Raw genomic sequence first — 16,434 nt, forward strand, 5'->3', positions numbered from 1 at the left:
GGACGTCACGCTTGGTAGAGCCGACTGAAGTCGGCTCTACCGGGGCTGCCCTGCAGCCGACTGAAGTCGGCTCTACCTGCCTACTTCTTCTGCGGGCGCTGCCAGCCTTCAACCACCTGCTGGCGCACGCGCGCGACGGTCAACTGGCCGTCCGGCGCGGTGCGCGTAATCACCGATCCCGCGGCAATGGTCGCGCCCTCGCCGACGAGCACGGGCGCCACCAATGAGCTGTTGGATCCGATGAAGGCGTTGTCACCGATCGTCGTCTGTGACTTGTTCACCCCATCGTAGTTGCACGTGATGGTGCCCGCGCCGATGTTCACCTTGCTGCCGATCACCGCGTCGCCCAGATAGGTCAGATGGTTGGCCTTGCTGCCTACGCCCATGCGGACGTTCTTGGTTTCCACGAAGTTCCCCACGTGTGCCCCGTCGGCCAGCACGGTGCCCGGACGCAGCCGCGCGAAGGGTCCGATCTGCGCCGCGCCCTCGGTCACCACGCCTTCGATGTCACAGTGCGCGCGCACCTCGGTACCCGGGCCCAGCTTGACGTTCTTCAACCGCGTGAACGGTCCGATGACCACGCCATCTGCCAGCTCGACGCGTCCTTCGAGGATCACGTTGACGTCGATCTGCACATCACGGCCGACGGTCACATCGCCGCGGATGTCCAGCCTTGCCGGGTCCAACACGCGGGCACCCTGCTCGCACAGCGCACGCACCGCACGCTGCTGCCAGGCGCGCTCAAGCTGGGACAGCTGCCACGGATCATTGGCGCCTTCGGCATCCTGCGGATCCGCCACCAGGGACATGTCGGCCGCGGTGTATTCATTGGCAGCGAACGCGAACACGTCGGTGAGGTAGTACTCACCCTGCGCATTGGCGTTGGACAACTGTGAAAGCCAGCGCCGCAGGGCGGTGGATTCGGCGGTGATGATGCCGGTGTTGATCGTACGGATCCGGCGCTGCTCCTCGCTCGCATCTTTCTGCTCCACGATGGAGCCGACCTTGCCCTCTGCGTCGCGCACGATGCGACCGTAGCCGGTGGGATTCTCCATCTCCGCTGCCAGCACGGCCAGCCGGCCTGGCTGCGCCAGCAGGTCGCGCAGGGTCTGCGCACGGATCAGCGGCACGTCGCCGTACAGCACCAGTACCTGCGCGGCGTCAGGCACGTCCGGCATGGCCTGCGCGACCGCATGGCCGGTCCCGAGCTGCTGCACCTGCTCCGCCCAAAACAGGTCGGGCTGGTCGGCGAACCGCGCACGCACGGCGTCCCCGCCATGACCGTAGACGATGTGGATCGCAGCGGGCTGCAGTTCGCGTGCCGTTGCGATCACGTGCGCCAGCATGGGCTGGCCCGCGACCGGCTGCAGCACCTTCGGCAATACCGACCTCATGCGCTTGCCCGCGCCGGCGGCCAGGATGATCACGTGCAGGGCTTGGCTCATGGAATAACGGTGTCCGCAATGGTGTGCCGACATTCTAGAACGCAGCCCGTTAACATGCGTCACGCGCCCTGCATCCCGTGTCCATGTCCCTGCTCCGCCAAGGTGGTTCCTACCTCGTCGTCGGCCTGGTCCAGCTTCTGCTGGACTGGTGTGTGTTCGTGGCGGTGACCGCGATGGGCATGCCGGTGGTGCCGGGCAATGTCATCGGTCGCGCCAGCGGCATGCTGCTGGGCTTCTGGCTCAACGGGCGTTATACGTTCGCCGATCAGGACAGGCAGCGGCTGGGATGGCGGCGCTTCGTGCGCTTCATCGGCCTGTGGGCTGCGGTCACTGCAGTGAGCACGGTGCTGGTCGCCGCCGCCCACGACGCATTGGGACTGCAGTACGCCTGGTTGGCCAAGCCGTTGGTGGAAGGCCTGCTGGCCGCGCTGTCGTTCCTGTTGATGCGTTGGCTGGTGTTCCGCTGAAGCAAGAGTGCTTCCGGCACCGCGTGCAACAGCCGCCGACCATGGGTCGGCGCTACCACGGCGAGGCCCACGCGCAGAGTCCGGTAGCGCCGAGCCGCGCTCGGCGAGCGCACCGCGCGGTGCTTCACCCACCAACGCCAACAGCCGCCGAGCGTGGCTCGGCGCTACCACGGCGAGGCACACGCGCAGAGTCCGGTAGCGCCGAGCCGCGCTCGGCAAGCGCACCGCGCGGTGCTTCACCCACCAACGCCAACAGCCGCCGACCATGGGTCGGCGCTACCACGGCGAGGCCCACGTGCGGATGCGCCCGGGACGCCGAGACGGGACCGCTACCGGCCCAGGCGCGCCGCCAGGCCTTCGCGCCACAACTGCAGGGGGCTGAATCGCAGTGTCACCTCGTGCGTGCCCGCGGGTACGCAGACGGCACGGAACAACCCGTTGGCGCGCAGCACGTCTGTCGCCTCCCCGTTGATCTCCGCCCTCCAGCCCGGGGCGATCACATCGTTCACCACCAGCCACGCGGGCGCGTCAGCGTGCATCCGCACCGTCATCGTGCTCGCCGCGTGGTGCTGTTCCAGCACCTGCAGCACACCGCCTCCGGCCTCCGGGCAGAGGCCCCGCTGCGCACCTTGCGGCAGCCACAGCGCGGCGCCGAAGTCGGTCTCGTTGAAGGCCGCCGCGGGCGGCAGGTCTTCGTCATGCCAGCGCACCTGGCGCGGGTTGAGCAGGCGCGGCAACACGCTGTCACGACGCAGATACTGCAGTTGATCATCGTGGGCGCGCGAGCCGGGGAAGGCACCTGGCGCGAGCACCCACCGCACACCCAGCAGGTCATACAGGGGCGCGTTGAAGTCCGCGGTCCACGGGGTGTCCGGTTTTTCCTGCACGTTCTCCAACGGATCGCCGGGCATGCCGACCATCCGCAGGTAGCGGGCATCCAGCAGCGGGTTATAGCCATTGGCCAACGGCAGCGCGTGCACGGCCGCACCGTTCGTCAACGCACCGATGCCGAAGACCAGGGCACGCTGCGGCCCGGAGGCGGTGCGCTGCGCGGACAACAGCTGGTACGCACTCTGCGCCGCGCCAGCGCGACTGGCGGTAAGGACGGGACGGGTCGCACTGCGTGCGTTGAATGAGGTGCTGACGTTGAACACCAGCAGATCGAGCAGAACCAACCCGAGCACCCAGCGTGCGGGCGCACGATGCCGACGCAGCTGGTGGACGGCCAGCGTCCCCAGCACCGCACTCAGCGCGATCCAGGCAAACCCTGGCAACCGGCCAGTGCTGACGATCAGCCAGCCGCTGGCCACCGCCACCAGACCCGTCACCAGCACCGATGGCCAATGCGGTCGCAGCCCGTGCTGGGCGAGTGCAACCTGCAAGGCGGACGCAGCCAACCATGCCGCTGCGGGCACCGCGAGGAACAGCGCATCGGAGGGTCGACGGAACAGGTCCAGCCCGGGCAGCCACTCGAACAGCAGCGGGAACACCGGCGTCGCGCCCCCCAGGGCGAACAGGACGGCAAAAACGACGACCGCCAACGCGATGCGCGCCTGCGTGGGCGTGCGACGAATGACCTCGCCGCCCCACGCCAGCCAGACCGCCAACGGGACGGCACCTACGTAGAGATAGTCGGTCGTGACATCGCCGAATGCCCAGCTGTCACCACGGCCCTGCGAGAAGATGTTGCCTGAAAGCAGAGTGGCAAGGGACTGCCACTGGATGGCCCCGGGCAGCGCGGTGTCGAGCGTGACGCCATCGCGATTGGTCTGTGCCAGCCACGCGAACGTCGACAGCCACTGCGGTGCGCTGATCAGCGCAGCCACCGCCCCCACCACGGCCAACTGCAGGAGCAGGCGAACGCGCTGGCGATCAGCGACGACAAGCGCGCCCACCGAATAAACCGCGCACGCGAGCACGATCAGATACGTGACCTGGGTCAACTGCAGCGCGCACAGCCCACCCGCGATGCCGGCCAGCACGGCATGCCGCCACTGCAGATGGCGGCGCAGCTGGTCCAGTGCCAGCCACAGCCAGGGCAGCATGCAGTAACTGACGATCATCGGGGTATGCTGCAGGCGCGCCGCCGCGACCCCTCCGAACAGGAAGACCAGGGCGAACATCAGCTGCGGCAAGCGCTGCAATCCCTGGGTTGCCGCAAGTTTCAACGCCCCCATCCCCGCCACCAGCACATGCAGCAGGATCACCACCGTGAACCAGTGCAGGGACGTCGGTGCCAGCAGCATCGGCAGCACCACGGTCGGCTGCAGGGTCATCATCTGCGGATCGGCCAACTGCGGGTATCCACCGTGCAGGTAAGGATTCCACCAGGGTAGGTCGAGCTGCAGCAGCTGCTGCGCGGTGAAGCTCACTGCCGGAAAGAACTGCTGGACCGCATCGAAGGGAATCGTCCAGACGCCAAGCAGCCACGGCAGGCAGAGAACCAGCCAGAGGGCGCTCCATGCCAATCCCGTCGTCTGCCGGAGTCGGGCCCAGCCGCTCGTGGCCGCCGTCGTGCTGATCATCTGCTGCACCCGTGCTTTCCTTGCTTCGTCAGCGCGCGCCGTCAGTTTCGAGGCGACAAAGATCAGTCATGGCCCGCACCAACGCGACATGCCCGAGGGCCTCCTGCCTGCTGCGATCCACTGCCTCGGCAACCGTCTTCGTGCAGCCCGGCTGGCCGCGCTCCGGCGCGATGTCGGGCCATAGCGCCAGCAGCTTTTCGTCTGCCGCGTCGATGAGGCGACGCAACGCCTCCAGCGAAGGCGCGGGCGGTGGCACCTCCCCTGCCGCATAGCGATGGAAGGCGACATGCTGGATCAGCTTGTTGGCCTCGATCAGCTGGCGGTAGAAATGCGCCACCGCTTCCGCGTCCAGGCCCAGCTGGGTCGCGCGGACGCGCTTGTCCTGCAGCACCTGTGCTTCGCGGATGAGATCTTCCACCGGGCGCGCGGCGGGGTACTTGAACGCTGCCACCTCATGCGCAATGGCATTGCGCTCGGCGGCGACGGCAACGAAGCGATCCATCGGGGTGGCCTGCGCGGCGGCAGGCAGCAACGTCGCAAGCAGCACTGCCCGGCAGCAATCGAGAACAGGCATGGCGCACCTTCCGGAAGAAGAAGCACACAGGGTGAGCCCGGTGGGTGGCCAGCACGAGGAACCGGCGCACAGTTCGCGCCGGCATCCTGGACGATGCACGGAAAATACAAACGCCGGCACAAGGCCGGCGCAGGTGAAGCCGTCGCGTACAAGCGCGGCGCCCAATCGGGTCGCCGCCGCCCGGCAGCGGTCAGTGCTTCAAGTTCTTGCGCAGGCGTTCAAGCGCCTGCAGCTGGGCGGTCACTTCGGCCAGCTTCTGCTGGGCTTCGGCGATCTCCATGCCTTCGCCGCGATTGGCCAGCATGCGCTCGGCTTCTTCCTTGGCCTTGCGTACGGCGGCTTCATCGATGTCCTGCGCGCGGATGGCCGTATCGGCCAGCACGGTTACCACCTGCGGCTGTACTTCCAGGATGCCGCCGGTGATGAAGAAGTCCAGCTGCTCGCCATTGGCCTGGGTGACCACGACCTTGCCCGGCTTCAGGCGGGTGATCAGCGGTGCGTGCTTGGGCGCGATGCCCAGCTCGCCCAGCTCACCGGTGGCCACGACCAGGGTCGCTTCACCCCGGAAGATTTCCTGCTCGGCGCTGACGATGTCGCAACGGATCGTGCTCATGCAAATCTCTTCACTGTTCGCGGCGGCACGATGCCACCGGGGAGGAGCCACGGCGCGGGCGGGTGCCCGGCGCCGGTGTCAGGTCGGGCAGGATCGCTCCCGCCCGTCCCGGATCAGGCCTTCTCGGCCATCTTCTTGGCCTTCTCGACCGCTTCTTCGATGCTGCCGACCATGTAGAACGCCTGCTCCGGCAGGTGGTCGAACTCGCCATCGACGATGGCCTTGAAGCCACGGATGGTGTCCTTCAGCGACACGTACTTGCCCGGCGAGCCGGTGAACACTTCGGCCACGTGGAACGGCTGGCTGAAGAAGCGCTCGATCTTGCGGGCGCGGGTCACGGCCTGCTTGTCTTCTTCCGACAGTTCGTCCATGCCCAGGATCGCGATGATGTCCTTCAGTTCCTTGTACTTCTGCAAGGTCTGCTGGACGCGCTGGGCGGTGTCGTAATGCTCGTGGCCGATGACCAGCGGGTCCATCTGGCGGCTGGTCGAATCCAGCGGATCCACGGCCGGGTAGATACCCAGCGAGGCGATCGAACGCGACAGGGTCACGGTCGAATCCAGATGGGCGAAGGTGGTCGCCGGCGACGGATCGGTCAAGTCATCGGCCGGCACGTAGACCGCCTGGATCGAGGTGATCGAGCCGTTCTTTGTGGAGGTGATGCGCTCCTGCAGGACGCCCATTTCCTCGGCCAGGGTGGGCTGGTAGCCCACGGCCGACGGCATGCGGCCCAGCAGTGCCGACACTTCGGTACCGGCCAGCGTGTAGCGGTAGATGTTGTCGACGAACAGCAGCACGTCCTTGCCCTTGCCCGACGCGTCCTTCTCGTCGCGGAAGTACTCGGCCATGGTCAGGCCGGTCAGCGCAACGCGCAGACGGTTGCCCGGCGGCTCGTTCATCTGGCCGTACACCATCGCGACCTTATCCAGGACGTTGGAGTCCTTCATCTCGTGGTAGAAGTCGTTGCCCTCACGGGTACGCTCACCCACGCCGGCGAACACGGACAGACCGCTGTGCGCCTTGGCGATGTTGTTGATCAGTTCCATCATGTTGACGGTCTTGCCGACGCCGGCGCCGCCGAACAGGCCGACCTTGCCGCCCTTGGCGAACGGGCACATCAGGTCGATCACCTTGATGCCGGTTTCCAGCAGCTCGGTGGCCGGGGACTGGTCTTCGTACGACGGCGCGGCACGATGGATTTCCCACGTGTCGCTGGCGGTGACCGGACCGGCTTCGTCGATCGGGCGACCCAGCACGTCCATGATGCGGCCCAGCGTGCCCGCGCCGACCGGCACGGAGATGCCGCGGTTGGTGTTGGTGGCGACCAGGTTGCGCTTCAGGCCATCGGTGGAACCGAGGGCGATGCAGCGGACCACGCCGTCGCCCAGCTGCTGCTGGACTTCGAGGGTGATTTCGGTGTTGTCGACCTTCAGTGCGTGATACACCTTCGGCACCGACTCACGGGGGAACTCGACGTCAACGACCGCGCCGATGATCTGAACGATCTTGCCCTGACTCATTGCTGCATCCTCTAAATGTGTGCTTTGGACGTGCGCGTCAGACTGCTGCTGCGCCGCCGACGATTTCGGAGATTTCCTGGGTGATCGCTGCCTGGCGGGCCTTGTTGTAGACCAGTTGCAGGGTTCCGATCAGCTTGTTCGCGTTGTCGCTGGCCGCCTTCATCGCCACCATGCGTGCCGCATGCTCGGAAGCGACGTTTTCCAGCACGGCCTGGTACACCAGCGACTCGATGTAACGCGTCATCACGTGCTCCAGCACGGTCGCGGCATCGGGTTCGTACAGGTAATCCCAGTCGTGGTGAGCGACCTGCTTCTCAGCCGCCGGCAACGGCAGAAGCTGGTCGAAGCTGGCGGTCTGGGTCATGGTGTTGACGAAGCGGTTGTACACCAGGTACACGCGGTCGACCTTGCCCTCGGTGAATGCATCGAGCATCACCTTGATCACGCCGATCAGCGATTCCAGCCGCGGCACGTCACCCAGATGGGTCACGCTGCCGACCATGTTGACCTTGATCCGGCGGAAGAAGGTGGATGCCTTCTGGCCGATGGTCACCATATCGACTTCAGCGCCCTTTTCCTGCCACGCACGGGCTTCGCCCAGCGTCTTGCGGAACAGGTTGTTGTTCAGGCCACCCGCCAGCCCGCGATCAGACGAGATCACGATGTAGCCCACGCGCTTGACCTGCTCGCGCTCGGCCAGGAACGGGTGCTGGTAGTCGGTGCTGGCCTGCGCCAGGTGACCGATCACCTGCTTCATCGCCTGCGCGTACGGACGCGAGGTCTTCATCCGCTCCTGCGCCTTGCGGATCTTGGAGGCCGAGACCATCTCGAGCGCGCGCGTCACCTTGCGGGTGTTCTGCACGCTCTTGATCTTGGTTTTGATTTCGCGTCCGCTTGCCATCTCTTATTCCCGTATGTTCAACGGTAGAGCGGGGACTGGCCCCGCTCCACGTGCGCTGTTACCAGCTGCCGGTGGTCTTGAACTCGGTGATGCCCTTCTTGAAGGCCTCTTCGATGTCCTTGTCCCAACCGCCGGTGGCGTTGACCTTGCCGATCAGCTCGCCCTGGGTGTTGGCGAAATGGGCGTGCAGGCCTTCTTCGAACGCCAGCAGCTTGTTGACCGGCACGTCGTCGAGGTAACCCTCGTTGACGGCGTAGATCGACAGCGCCTGGTTGGCGATCGACATCGGCGCGTACTGCTTCTGCTTCATCAGCTCGGTGACGCGCTGACCGCGCTCCAGCTGCTTGCGGGTGGCTTCGTCCAGGTCCGAGGCGAACTGCGCGAACGCAGCCAGTTCACGGTACTGGGCCAGCGAGATACGGATGCCGCCGGACAGCTTCTTGATGATCTTGGTCTGGGCCGAGCCACCCACGCGTGACACCGAGATACCGGCGTTGACGGCCGGACGGATACCGGCGTTGAACAGATCGGTTTCCAGGAAGATCTGACCGTCGGTGATCGAGATCACGTTGGTCGGCACGAACGCAGACACGTCGCCGGCCTGCGTTTCGATGATCGGCAGTGCGGTCAGCGAACCGGTCTTGCCGGTCACGGCGCCGTTGGTGAACTTTTCCACATACTCTTCGGACACGCGGGCGGCGCGCTCGAGCAGGCGGGAATGCAGGTAGAACACGTCGCCCGGGTAGGCTTCGCGACCCGGCGGGCGCTTCAGCAGCAGCGAGATCTGGCGGTAGGCGACAGCCTGCTTGGACAGATCGTCGTACACGATCAGGGCGTCTTCGCCGCGATCCATGAAGTACTCGCCCATGGTGCAGCCCGCGTAGGCGCTGATGTACTGCATCGCAGCCGATTCAGAGGCGGTGGCGGCGACGACCACGGTGTGGGCCAGCGCGCCGTTCTCTTCCAGCTTGCGCACGATGTTCGCCACGGTCGATGCCTTCTGGCCGATCGCGACGTACACGCACTTGATGCCGGTGTCTTTCTGGTTGATCACCGCATCGATGGCCAGGGCGGTCTTGCCGGTCTGGCGGTCACCGATGACCAGCTCGCGCTGGCCACGGCCGATCGGGATCATGGAGTCGACCGACTTGTAACCGGTCTGCACCGGCTGATCGACCGACTTGCGCCAGATCACGCCCGGGGCCACACGCTCCACCGGAGCGGTCAGTTCGGTGCCCAGCGGGCCCTTGCCGTCGATCGGCTCGCCCAGCGCGTTCACCACGCGGCCGAGCAGCTCCGGACCAACCGGCACTTCGAGGATGCGGCCGGTGGTCTTGGCCACGTCGCCTTCGCGAAGGTTCTGGTAATCACCCAGCACCACGGCGCCGACCGAGTCGCGCTCCAGGTTCAGGGCGAGGGCGAAGGTGTTGTTGGGCAGTTCGATCATTTCGCCCTGCATCACGTCGGCCAGGCCGAAGATGCGCACGATGCCGTCGGACACGCTGGTCACGGTGCCTTCGTTGCGCGATTCCGCGGCCAGCTTGACCTTCTCGATGCGGTTCTTGATCAGTTCGCTGATTTCGGAGGGATTGAGCGTGGTTGCCATCGTCGAGTCCTAGTGCCGGCGGTAACGCCGGACGTTTAATTGAATTCAGTTAGCGAGTGCGGTCTGCAGACGGGCGAGCTTGCCCTTCAGCGAACCGTCGATGACCACGTCACCGGCGTCGATCACGGCGCCGCCGATCAGCGACGCATCCACCGCGGTGGACACATCCACTTCGCGGCCGAAGCGCTTGCGCAGCGCAGCCTTGATCGCGTCCAGTTCACCGGGCGACAGTTCGTTGGCCGAGGTCACCGTGGCCTTCACCACGTGTTCGGCTTCGGCGCGCAGCTGGTCGTACATGCCGGCGATTTCCGGCAGCAGCGGCAAGCGGCGGGCATCGGCGAGGATGGACAGGAACCGCGAGAAGGTCTCGCTGCGCTGGTCCGGGGCGAGCAGCGCGACGGCGTCGTCGCGGCCCAGCTCCGGGTTGGCGAGCAGGGCCGACACGCGAGGGTCGGCGGCGACATGGGCGGAGAACGCAAGCGCATCCGTCCACGGCGCGAACGCACCTTCGTCACGCGCGGTCGCAAAGGCGGCGCGGGCGTAAGGGCGGGCAAGCGTGAGGGCCTGGCTCATATCAGATCTCCGAAGCCAGCTCGTCGAGCAGCGCCTTGTGGGCGTTGGCATCGATTTCGCGCTTGAGCAGCTTCTCCGCACCGCTTACGGCCAGCGCGGACACCTGCTTGCGCAGCTCCTCGCGGGCACGGTTGGCGGCGAGGTCGATTTCAGCCTGGGCCAGTTCTTTCTGGCGGTTGGCTTCGGCGATCGCTTCATTCTTGGCGGCTTCAACGATCTGGTTGGCGCGCGCGTGGGCCTGGTCAATGATTTCATTGGCCTTGCCGCGTGCATCCTTCAGGGCTTCGTTGACCTTGTCCTGGGCCTGGGCGAGATCTTTCTGGCTGCGATCGGCAGCGGCGAGACCTTCAGCGATCTTCTGCTGGCGCTCTTCGATCGCATTCATCAGCGGCGGCCAGATCTTGGTCGCGATGATCCAGATCAGGGCTGCAAAGGCCAGGGCCTGGGCGATGAGTGTAAAACCGATTTCCATTTTATTCGCTCAGTCGGTGGTGACGGGGTGGAAGTGCCGCCCGGTGGGCGGCACCCCCGAACCTTCATCCGATACCAGGCACCAGCGGTGCCCGGTCGTTTCACAGAGGCTGGATCAGCCAGCCACTGCCGGCAGGCGCGAGACGAACTCGCCGACCAGCGGGTTGGCGAAGGCGAACAGCAGGCCCACGGCGACCGAGATGATGAACGCGGCGTCGATCAGGCCGGCGGTGATGAACATACGGACCTGCAGCACCGGGATCAGTTCCGGCTGGCGCGCGGCCGATTCCAGGAACTTACCGGACATGATGGCCAGACCCAGGCCTGCGCCCAGCGCGGCCAGGCCGATCATGATGCCGACGGCGAGGACGGTGGAGCTCTGGACCTGGGCGAGATTGGTCAGGACGGCGAAGTACATGGTTTTCTCCGGGAACGTGATTGCTAAGGGATATGGAAACTAACGGATGAAGGGTGCAGCGAAACTCAGTGACTGTCTTCGGACAGGCTCAGGTACACGATGGACAGCATCATGAAGATGAAAGCCTGCAGCGGAATCACCAACAGGTGGAACAGCATCCAGCCGAAGCCGGCGAAGGCGCCTGCGAACATGCCGGCGATACCTGCACCGCCCAGCACCCAGATCAGCAGGAAGACGATTTCCCCGCCGAACATGTTGCCGAACAGTCGCATCGCCAGCGAAATCGGCTTGCTCAGCCACTCGACGATGTTCAGGATCAGGTTGAACGGCAGCATCCACTTGCCGAACGGCGCGGTCAGGAACTCCTTGGTGAATCCACCAATGCCCTTGGAGCGCAGTGCGAAGAACAGCATGAGGAAGAACACGCTGATCGACATGCCGAGGGTGGCATTGACGTCAGCGGTCGGGACCGGCTTCCAGTACGGCACACCGAGGGCTTCCAGCGGCATGGCGATGAAATCGGCCGGGATCATCTTGATGAGATTCATCAACAGGATCCAGAAGAAGATCGTGATCGCGATCGGCGTCACCAGCTTGCTGGTGCCGTGGTAGGTGTCCTTGGCCTGCCGGTCAACGAACTCCAGGCAGATTTCCACGAAGGCCTGCCACTTGCCCGGCACGCCGGCCGTGGCATTGCGGGTCGCCATCCAGAAAGCGAAAACCATCACCAGACCCATCAGGACCGACGTGGCGATGGTATCCAGGTGCAGCGCCCACGGGCTGCCATGCCCAACGGTGAGGTTGTGCAGGTGATGCTGGATGTAGGAGGTGGGTGTCAACGCCTCGCCTGCCATGTGTCCGGAACCTTAGTTATTTAGAAATTCGATCAACGCCTGGCCAGAGCCAGGACCTGAAACATCAAGCCAACCGCGATACCGGCCAGGAGTGCCAACGCGGGCAGCCTGAATACCAGAAATCCAACGATCAGCACACCAAACACCACCGCCCACTTGGCCACCACCGCGATGATCAGCCGTGCCATTGCCGAGCCTGCCGCCTGTACACCGCCCCCCAGCGCCATCCGTGCCGCCACCCAGCCACCGGCTGAAACCGCAAGCCCGGACAGCAGTGCGCCCAGCGCATGCTTCGGACTCACCAGCAGGAAGCCAAGGGCCAGGACAATCACTGCCGCCAGCGGATAGACCGCGGCGCGCAGCATCAGTCGCCGACCCGGATCAACGGAATTCAGCACAGAGACGTCCCGCACATTGGAGTGGAAAGGCGTGAGGCAGCAGCGTGGTGCCTCGTCGAGCCGCCAAATTATAGCAATGGGACAATTTGCGAGACAACCGCTGCGTGTTCATACCGGATCGGTGCAAGTTACGGGATGGCCGGGATTTTTCCATCCGGGGGCGGGACAATCAGGCCCAGCGGGGGTCGGGGCCATGTCGCAGTGCACCATTGAACTTTGGTCGCGGACCGGTGTCCAACCCCTCGGCCTGCCCTCTCTCATCCTCGTCGGCGCAGTTTGCAGGTCGGTAACCGAGTCCCGCCACTGCCTGGCGGGACTTTTTTTCTCTGTATCGGTGCCTGCCGGCGACACTCGGGTTCTGTGCATTAAGCCTTTTCTGACGCGTTCTCCACCATACCTTCACGAATGGTGGACGCGGTGTTAGCGATAGTGGCGCAACTTTCGTTGAACCACTGCAAGGATTTCGCCGATGCGCTCCGCTCCCACCCTGCTTGCTCTCTCGCTGGTCGCCGTCGGCGCCGGCTTCGCATCTACCGCGCACGCTGCTGAAGGCGACGACCGCTTCACGCTGCGCCTGGGTGCGATGAACATCGATACCGACAACACGATCCGCGGCAGCACCACCATTGCCGGGCAGGACGTGAATCTGAACGAAGATTTCAGCATGGGCGGTAAGGAATGGGAGCCGCGCGTCGACGGCGTGTTCCGCTTCAGCGACCGCCAGCGCCTGATCTTCGACTACTTCAAGTGGGACAAAGATCGCCGCGAGACCCTGAACGACGGCATCGCCTTCGGCGACATCAGCGTGCCGGAAGGCAGCTTCGTCAAGGCCGAACTGAAGTACCAGGTCGCCACGCTGGTGTATGACTACTCCGTCGTCGACACCGACCGCTTCGACCTGGGCCTGCAGATCGGTGCCGAGTGGGCACAGATCAGCGCCAAGGGCTTCGCGGACCTGGGCACCGTCTACAACGGCCGCTTCCTGGATGAAAAGGAAAACGGCGTGGCCCCGGTGGTCGGCGCGCGCATGACCTTCAATCCGGCGGATCGCTGGATGATCAATCTTCAGGGCCAGTACCTCAACACCAGCTGGGGCAACTTCGATGACTACAAGGGCGACCTGAGCCGCGCCAATGCGATCGTCGAGTACCGCCTGACCGATACGTTCGGCATCTTCGCTGGCTATGACTGGTTCAAGCTGGACGTCGATCAGCGCGGCAGCGACGGCGTGATCGGTCTGAAGCAGGAGTTCAAGGGTCCGGTCGCGGGCGTCAGCCTTTCGTTCTGATCCATTAGTTTGGCGAAATAGAAAACCCCAGGCCTGCCTGGGGTTTTTCGTTTGAGCACGCTACCGCATGCTGCGTGCAGGGTGTTGGTCGGTTATCAGTCGCGGGTTCGCAGCTGCCAGGCAGCCCCTTTCGACAGGATCGCCTTCGTCGACTTCAACATGCTGGAAGGCCGCGGGCTGCCCTACCCGCTGCACGGCTGCTTCGCTCAGGCGAAAGCGCGTGCCAAGTGCTCAAGGCCTGTGCTGATTGGCGTTCACGCATCCATGAACGCGCGCACCGTCCCCAGCCCGCGCGGCCGCACGCTCAATCGCGTCCTTCATAGTCAGCGCCCAGACAACTACATCCACAGGCACGGTATCGCTGACCATTGATACCTCGCACACCCAAAGCTTGGCTCCTGGCACTTGATTCTCACCTTCGGGGTATTGATTGAGGTCTCCGGGGTATTGATTCTGACCGCCCGGGTACTGATTCTGGTCCCCGGCTGCAGCCGCTGTACCTGCCACGCCGGAAAGCGCCAATGCAGCTGCCAGAAGTGTAGCGACGGTGATTGATCTGCTCACGATATTTTCCTCAGATTGACGAATGGGCTGCCATGCGTTGACAGCGAAACCATCTTCGTTTGAGTCGATTCATGACGTAATAAGGAAGAGCCGTACCGGGAGTACTCGGCACTCCGCTTTCCGCGTAGGCGAAACTGCCTCGTGATGTTCCATGAATCACGGCACCAGCCTTTTCTAGCATGCGGATGGACATGCGACCTTCGCTGACGTGTGCGCCCGATTACGCGCCGCATCGAGCGCAATTCCAGGACTTGCGACAAAGACAACAACTGGAGTGTCCCAACCCTCTGCGCGCTGGATGGTGTAATGGCACCCGCCAATGCGATCGCGCCCAAAGAAAAGGCCCAGGCAATGCCCGGGCCTTTTGATGAAGAGCAGATCTAACGAGAGACTACTTCTTCTTCGGCATGTACAGATCGGTGATCGTGCCGTCGTAGATTTCAGATGCCATCGCGACCGATTCGCTGAGCGTCGGATGCGCATGGATGGTGTGGCCGATGTCCTCGGCCTCCGCACCCATCTCGATGGCCAGGCCGATTTCCGCCAGCAGGTCGCCCGCATGCACGCCGACGATGGCGCCGCCGATGATCCGATGGGTCTCTTCGTCGAAGATCAGCTTGGTGAAGCCCTCGGTGCGGCCGATGCCGATGGCCCGCCCGCTGGCGGCCCACGGGAATTTCGCCACGCCGACCTTCAGGCCCTTGGCCTTGGCTTCGGTCTCGGTCACACCCACCCACGCGATTTCCGGATTGGTGTAAGCCACCGACGGAATCACCCGCGCGACCCATTCCTTCTTGTGGCCGGCAGCCACTTCCGCCGCCAGCTTGCCTTCGTGCGTGGCCTTGTGCGCCAGCATCGGGTTGCCGACGATGTCGCCGATCGCGAAGATGTGCGGCACATTGGTGCGCATCTGCCGGTCCACCGGAATGAAGCCCCGGTCAGACACCTGCACACCAGCCTTGTCGGCATCGATCTTGCCGCCATTCGGCGAACGGCCCACGGCCACCAGTACGCGGTCGAAGGTGCCCTTCCGCAGCGCGGGCGTCTCACCCTCTGCGGCCGCATCGAAGGTCACGGTGATGCCGGTCTTGTCGGCGCTGACGCCAGACGCCTTGGTCTTCAGATGGACCTCGACACCCTGCTTCTTCAAGCGGTCGGCCAGCGGCTTCACCAGATCCTTGTCGGCACCCGGCATCAGCTGGTCCATGAACTCGACCACGGTGACCTTGCTGCCCAGTGCGGCATACACCGTGGCCATTTCCAAGCCGATGATGCCGCCGCCCACGACCAGCAGCGAGCCCGGTACCTCGGCCAGTTCCAGCGCGTCGGTGGAGTCCATCACGCGCGGGTCGTCCCACGGGAAGTTCGGCAGCTTCACTGCCTGCGAGCCGGCCGCGATGATGCACTGCTGGAAACGCAGCAACTGCGTGCTGCCGTCTTCGGCAGTGATCAGCAGTTCGTTGGCCGACACGAAGCGGCCCACGCCCTGCACGGTGCGCACCTTGCGCTGCTTGGCCATGCCGGCCAGGCCCTTGGTCAGCTGGCCGACGACCTTTTCCTTGTACTGGCGCAGCTTGTCGAGGGTGATCTTCGGGGCGCCGAACTCGACACCGAAATCACCGGCGTGGGCGACTTCATCGATCACCGCAGCCGCGTGCAGCAGCGCCTTCGACGGAATGCAGCCCACGTTGAGGCAGACACCGCCCAGGCTGGTGTACCGCTCGACCAGCACCGTATCCAGACCCACATCGGCCGCGCGGAAGGCAGCCGTGTAGCCGCCGGGGCCGGAGCCCAGCACGACCATGGCGCATTCGATGTCGGCGGTCTTGCCCGAGGACAGGGCCGGCTTCGGTGCAGCCGGTTCGGCCGGCGCACGATGCGACGGCGTCACCGGCGGCTTGCTGTTCGGTGCGGCGGCGGCGGGTGCGGCGGGTGCGGCTGCCTTGGCCGGTGCAGCGGGGGCTGCGCCCTCGCCTTCGGCGTCCAGCACGACCACGATCGCGCCTTCAGACAGCGTGTCGCCCAGCTTCACCTTGATTTCCTTGACCACGCCAGCGGCCGAGGACGGCACTTCCAGCGTCGCCTTGTCCGACTCCAGGGTAAGCAGGCCCTGGTCTTTCTTCACCGTGTCGCCAACGGCGACCAGTATTTCGATCACCGGCACATCGCTGTAATCGCCGATGTCGGGAACCTTGACTTCAATCGTGGCCATGGTGG

At 64.7% G+C, this 16,434-nt stretch carries 15 protein-coding genes; 2 read left to right on the top strand and 13 right to left on the bottom strand.

Features of this window, described 5'->3' with window-relative positions:
* Positions 1–80: 80 nt before the first annotated feature.
* Positions 81–1,445, bottom strand: a complete 1,365-nt coding sequence (glmU, locus tag ICJ04_RS15435; protein ID WP_188325057.1) for a bifunctional UDP-N-acetylglucosamine diphosphorylase/glucosamine-1-phosphate N-acetyltransferase GlmU — start codon at positions 1,443–1,445, stop codon at positions 81–83.
* 83 nt (positions 1,446–1,528) lie between these two features.
* Between glmU and ICJ04_RS15440 the strand changes: the two genes are divergently transcribed.
* Positions 1,529–1,912 carry a GtrA family protein gene (locus ICJ04_RS15440; RefSeq protein ID WP_188325058.1) on the top strand — a complete coding sequence of 128 codons (384 nt, stop codon included), beginning with the start codon at positions 1,529–1,531 and terminating at the stop codon, positions 1,910–1,912.
* A 329-nt stretch (positions 1,913–2,241) separates the two neighbouring features.
* Here the strand turns inward: ICJ04_RS15440 and ICJ04_RS15445 are convergent, their stop codons facing one another.
* The 11 genes from ICJ04_RS15445 to ICJ04_RS15495 form a co-directional block, all read right to left on the bottom strand.
* Positions 2,242–4,437: a YfhO family protein gene (locus tag ICJ04_RS15445; RefSeq protein ID WP_223203083.1), complete on the bottom strand. Its 2,196-nt coding sequence runs from the start codon at positions 4,435–4,437 to the stop codon at positions 2,242–2,244.
* 28 nt (positions 4,438–4,465) lie between these two features.
* The gene (aroQ, locus tag ICJ04_RS15450; RefSeq protein ID WP_188325060.1) at positions 4,466–4,939 is read right to left on the bottom strand and encodes a gamma subclass chorismate mutase AroQ; all 474 of its coding nucleotides are present in this window, start codon (positions 4,937–4,939) and stop codon (positions 4,466–4,468) included.
* A gap of 262 nt (positions 4,940–5,201) precedes the next feature.
* Positions 5,202–5,624 carry a F0F1 ATP synthase subunit epsilon gene (locus tag ICJ04_RS15455; RefSeq protein WP_188325061.1) on the bottom strand — a complete coding sequence of 141 codons (423 nt, stop codon included), beginning with the start codon at positions 5,622–5,624 and terminating at the stop codon, positions 5,202–5,204.
* Between the two features lie 113 nt (positions 5,625–5,737).
* Positions 5,738–7,144, bottom strand: coding sequence for a F0F1 ATP synthase subunit beta (gene atpD / locus ICJ04_RS15460; RefSeq protein ID WP_188325062.1), 1,407 nt, complete (start codon positions 7,142–7,144; stop codon positions 5,738–5,740).
* A gap of 37 nt (positions 7,145–7,181) precedes the next feature.
* Positions 7,182–8,045, bottom strand: coding sequence for a F0F1 ATP synthase subunit gamma (atpG, locus tag ICJ04_RS15465; RefSeq protein ID WP_188325063.1), 864 nt, complete (start codon positions 8,043–8,045; stop codon positions 7,182–7,184).
* Positions 8,046–8,103: 58 nt separating this feature from the next.
* A complete protein-coding gene (gene atpA, locus ICJ04_RS15470) occupies positions 8,104–9,651 on the bottom strand; it encodes a F0F1 ATP synthase subunit alpha (RefSeq protein ID WP_188325064.1) in 1,548 nt (515 codons plus the stop codon).
* 45 nt (positions 9,652–9,696) lie between these two features.
* Positions 9,697–10,224, bottom strand: coding sequence for a F0F1 ATP synthase subunit delta (locus ICJ04_RS15475; protein ID WP_188325065.1), 528 nt, complete (start codon positions 10,222–10,224; stop codon positions 9,697–9,699).
* Position 10,225: 1 nt separating this feature from the next.
* The gene (locus tag ICJ04_RS15480; protein WP_188325066.1) at positions 10,226–10,696 is read right to left on the bottom strand and encodes a F0F1 ATP synthase subunit B; all 471 of its coding nucleotides are present in this window, start codon (positions 10,694–10,696) and stop codon (positions 10,226–10,228) included.
* 114 nt (positions 10,697–10,810) lie between these two features.
* Positions 10,811–11,113: a F0F1 ATP synthase subunit C gene (gene atpE / locus ICJ04_RS15485; protein ID WP_188325067.1), complete on the bottom strand. Its 303-nt coding sequence runs from the start codon at positions 11,111–11,113 to the stop codon at positions 10,811–10,813.
* A gap of 65 nt (positions 11,114–11,178) precedes the next feature.
* Positions 11,179–11,967: a F0F1 ATP synthase subunit A gene (gene atpB / locus ICJ04_RS15490; protein ID WP_188325068.1), complete on the bottom strand. Its 789-nt coding sequence runs from the start codon at positions 11,965–11,967 to the stop codon at positions 11,179–11,181.
* A 32-nt stretch (positions 11,968–11,999) separates the two neighbouring features.
* The gene (locus tag ICJ04_RS15495; protein ID WP_188325069.1) at positions 12,000–12,365 is read right to left on the bottom strand and encodes a hypothetical protein; all 366 of its coding nucleotides are present in this window, start codon (positions 12,363–12,365) and stop codon (positions 12,000–12,002) included.
* Positions 12,366–12,834: 469 nt separating this feature from the next.
* On the opposite strand from ICJ04_RS15495, the gene ICJ04_RS15500 reads away from it, so the two are divergent.
* Entirely contained in the window at positions 12,835–13,653 is an 819-nt protein-coding gene (locus tag ICJ04_RS15500; protein ID WP_188325070.1) for a hypothetical protein, read from the top strand.
* Between the two features lie 955 nt (positions 13,654–14,608).
* Here the strand turns inward: ICJ04_RS15500 and lpdA are convergent.
* Complete coding sequence (lpdA, locus tag ICJ04_RS15505; protein WP_188325071.1) at positions 14,609–16,429, bottom strand: dihydrolipoyl dehydrogenase; 1,821 nt, start codon at positions 16,427–16,429, stop codon at positions 14,609–14,611.
* Positions 16,430–16,434: the final 5 nt, after the last annotated feature.

The sequence above is a fragment of the Stenotrophomonas sp. 169 genome (assembly GCF_014621775.1).
GTDB lineage: Bacteria > Pseudomonadota > Gammaproteobacteria > Xanthomonadales > Xanthomonadaceae > Stenotrophomonas.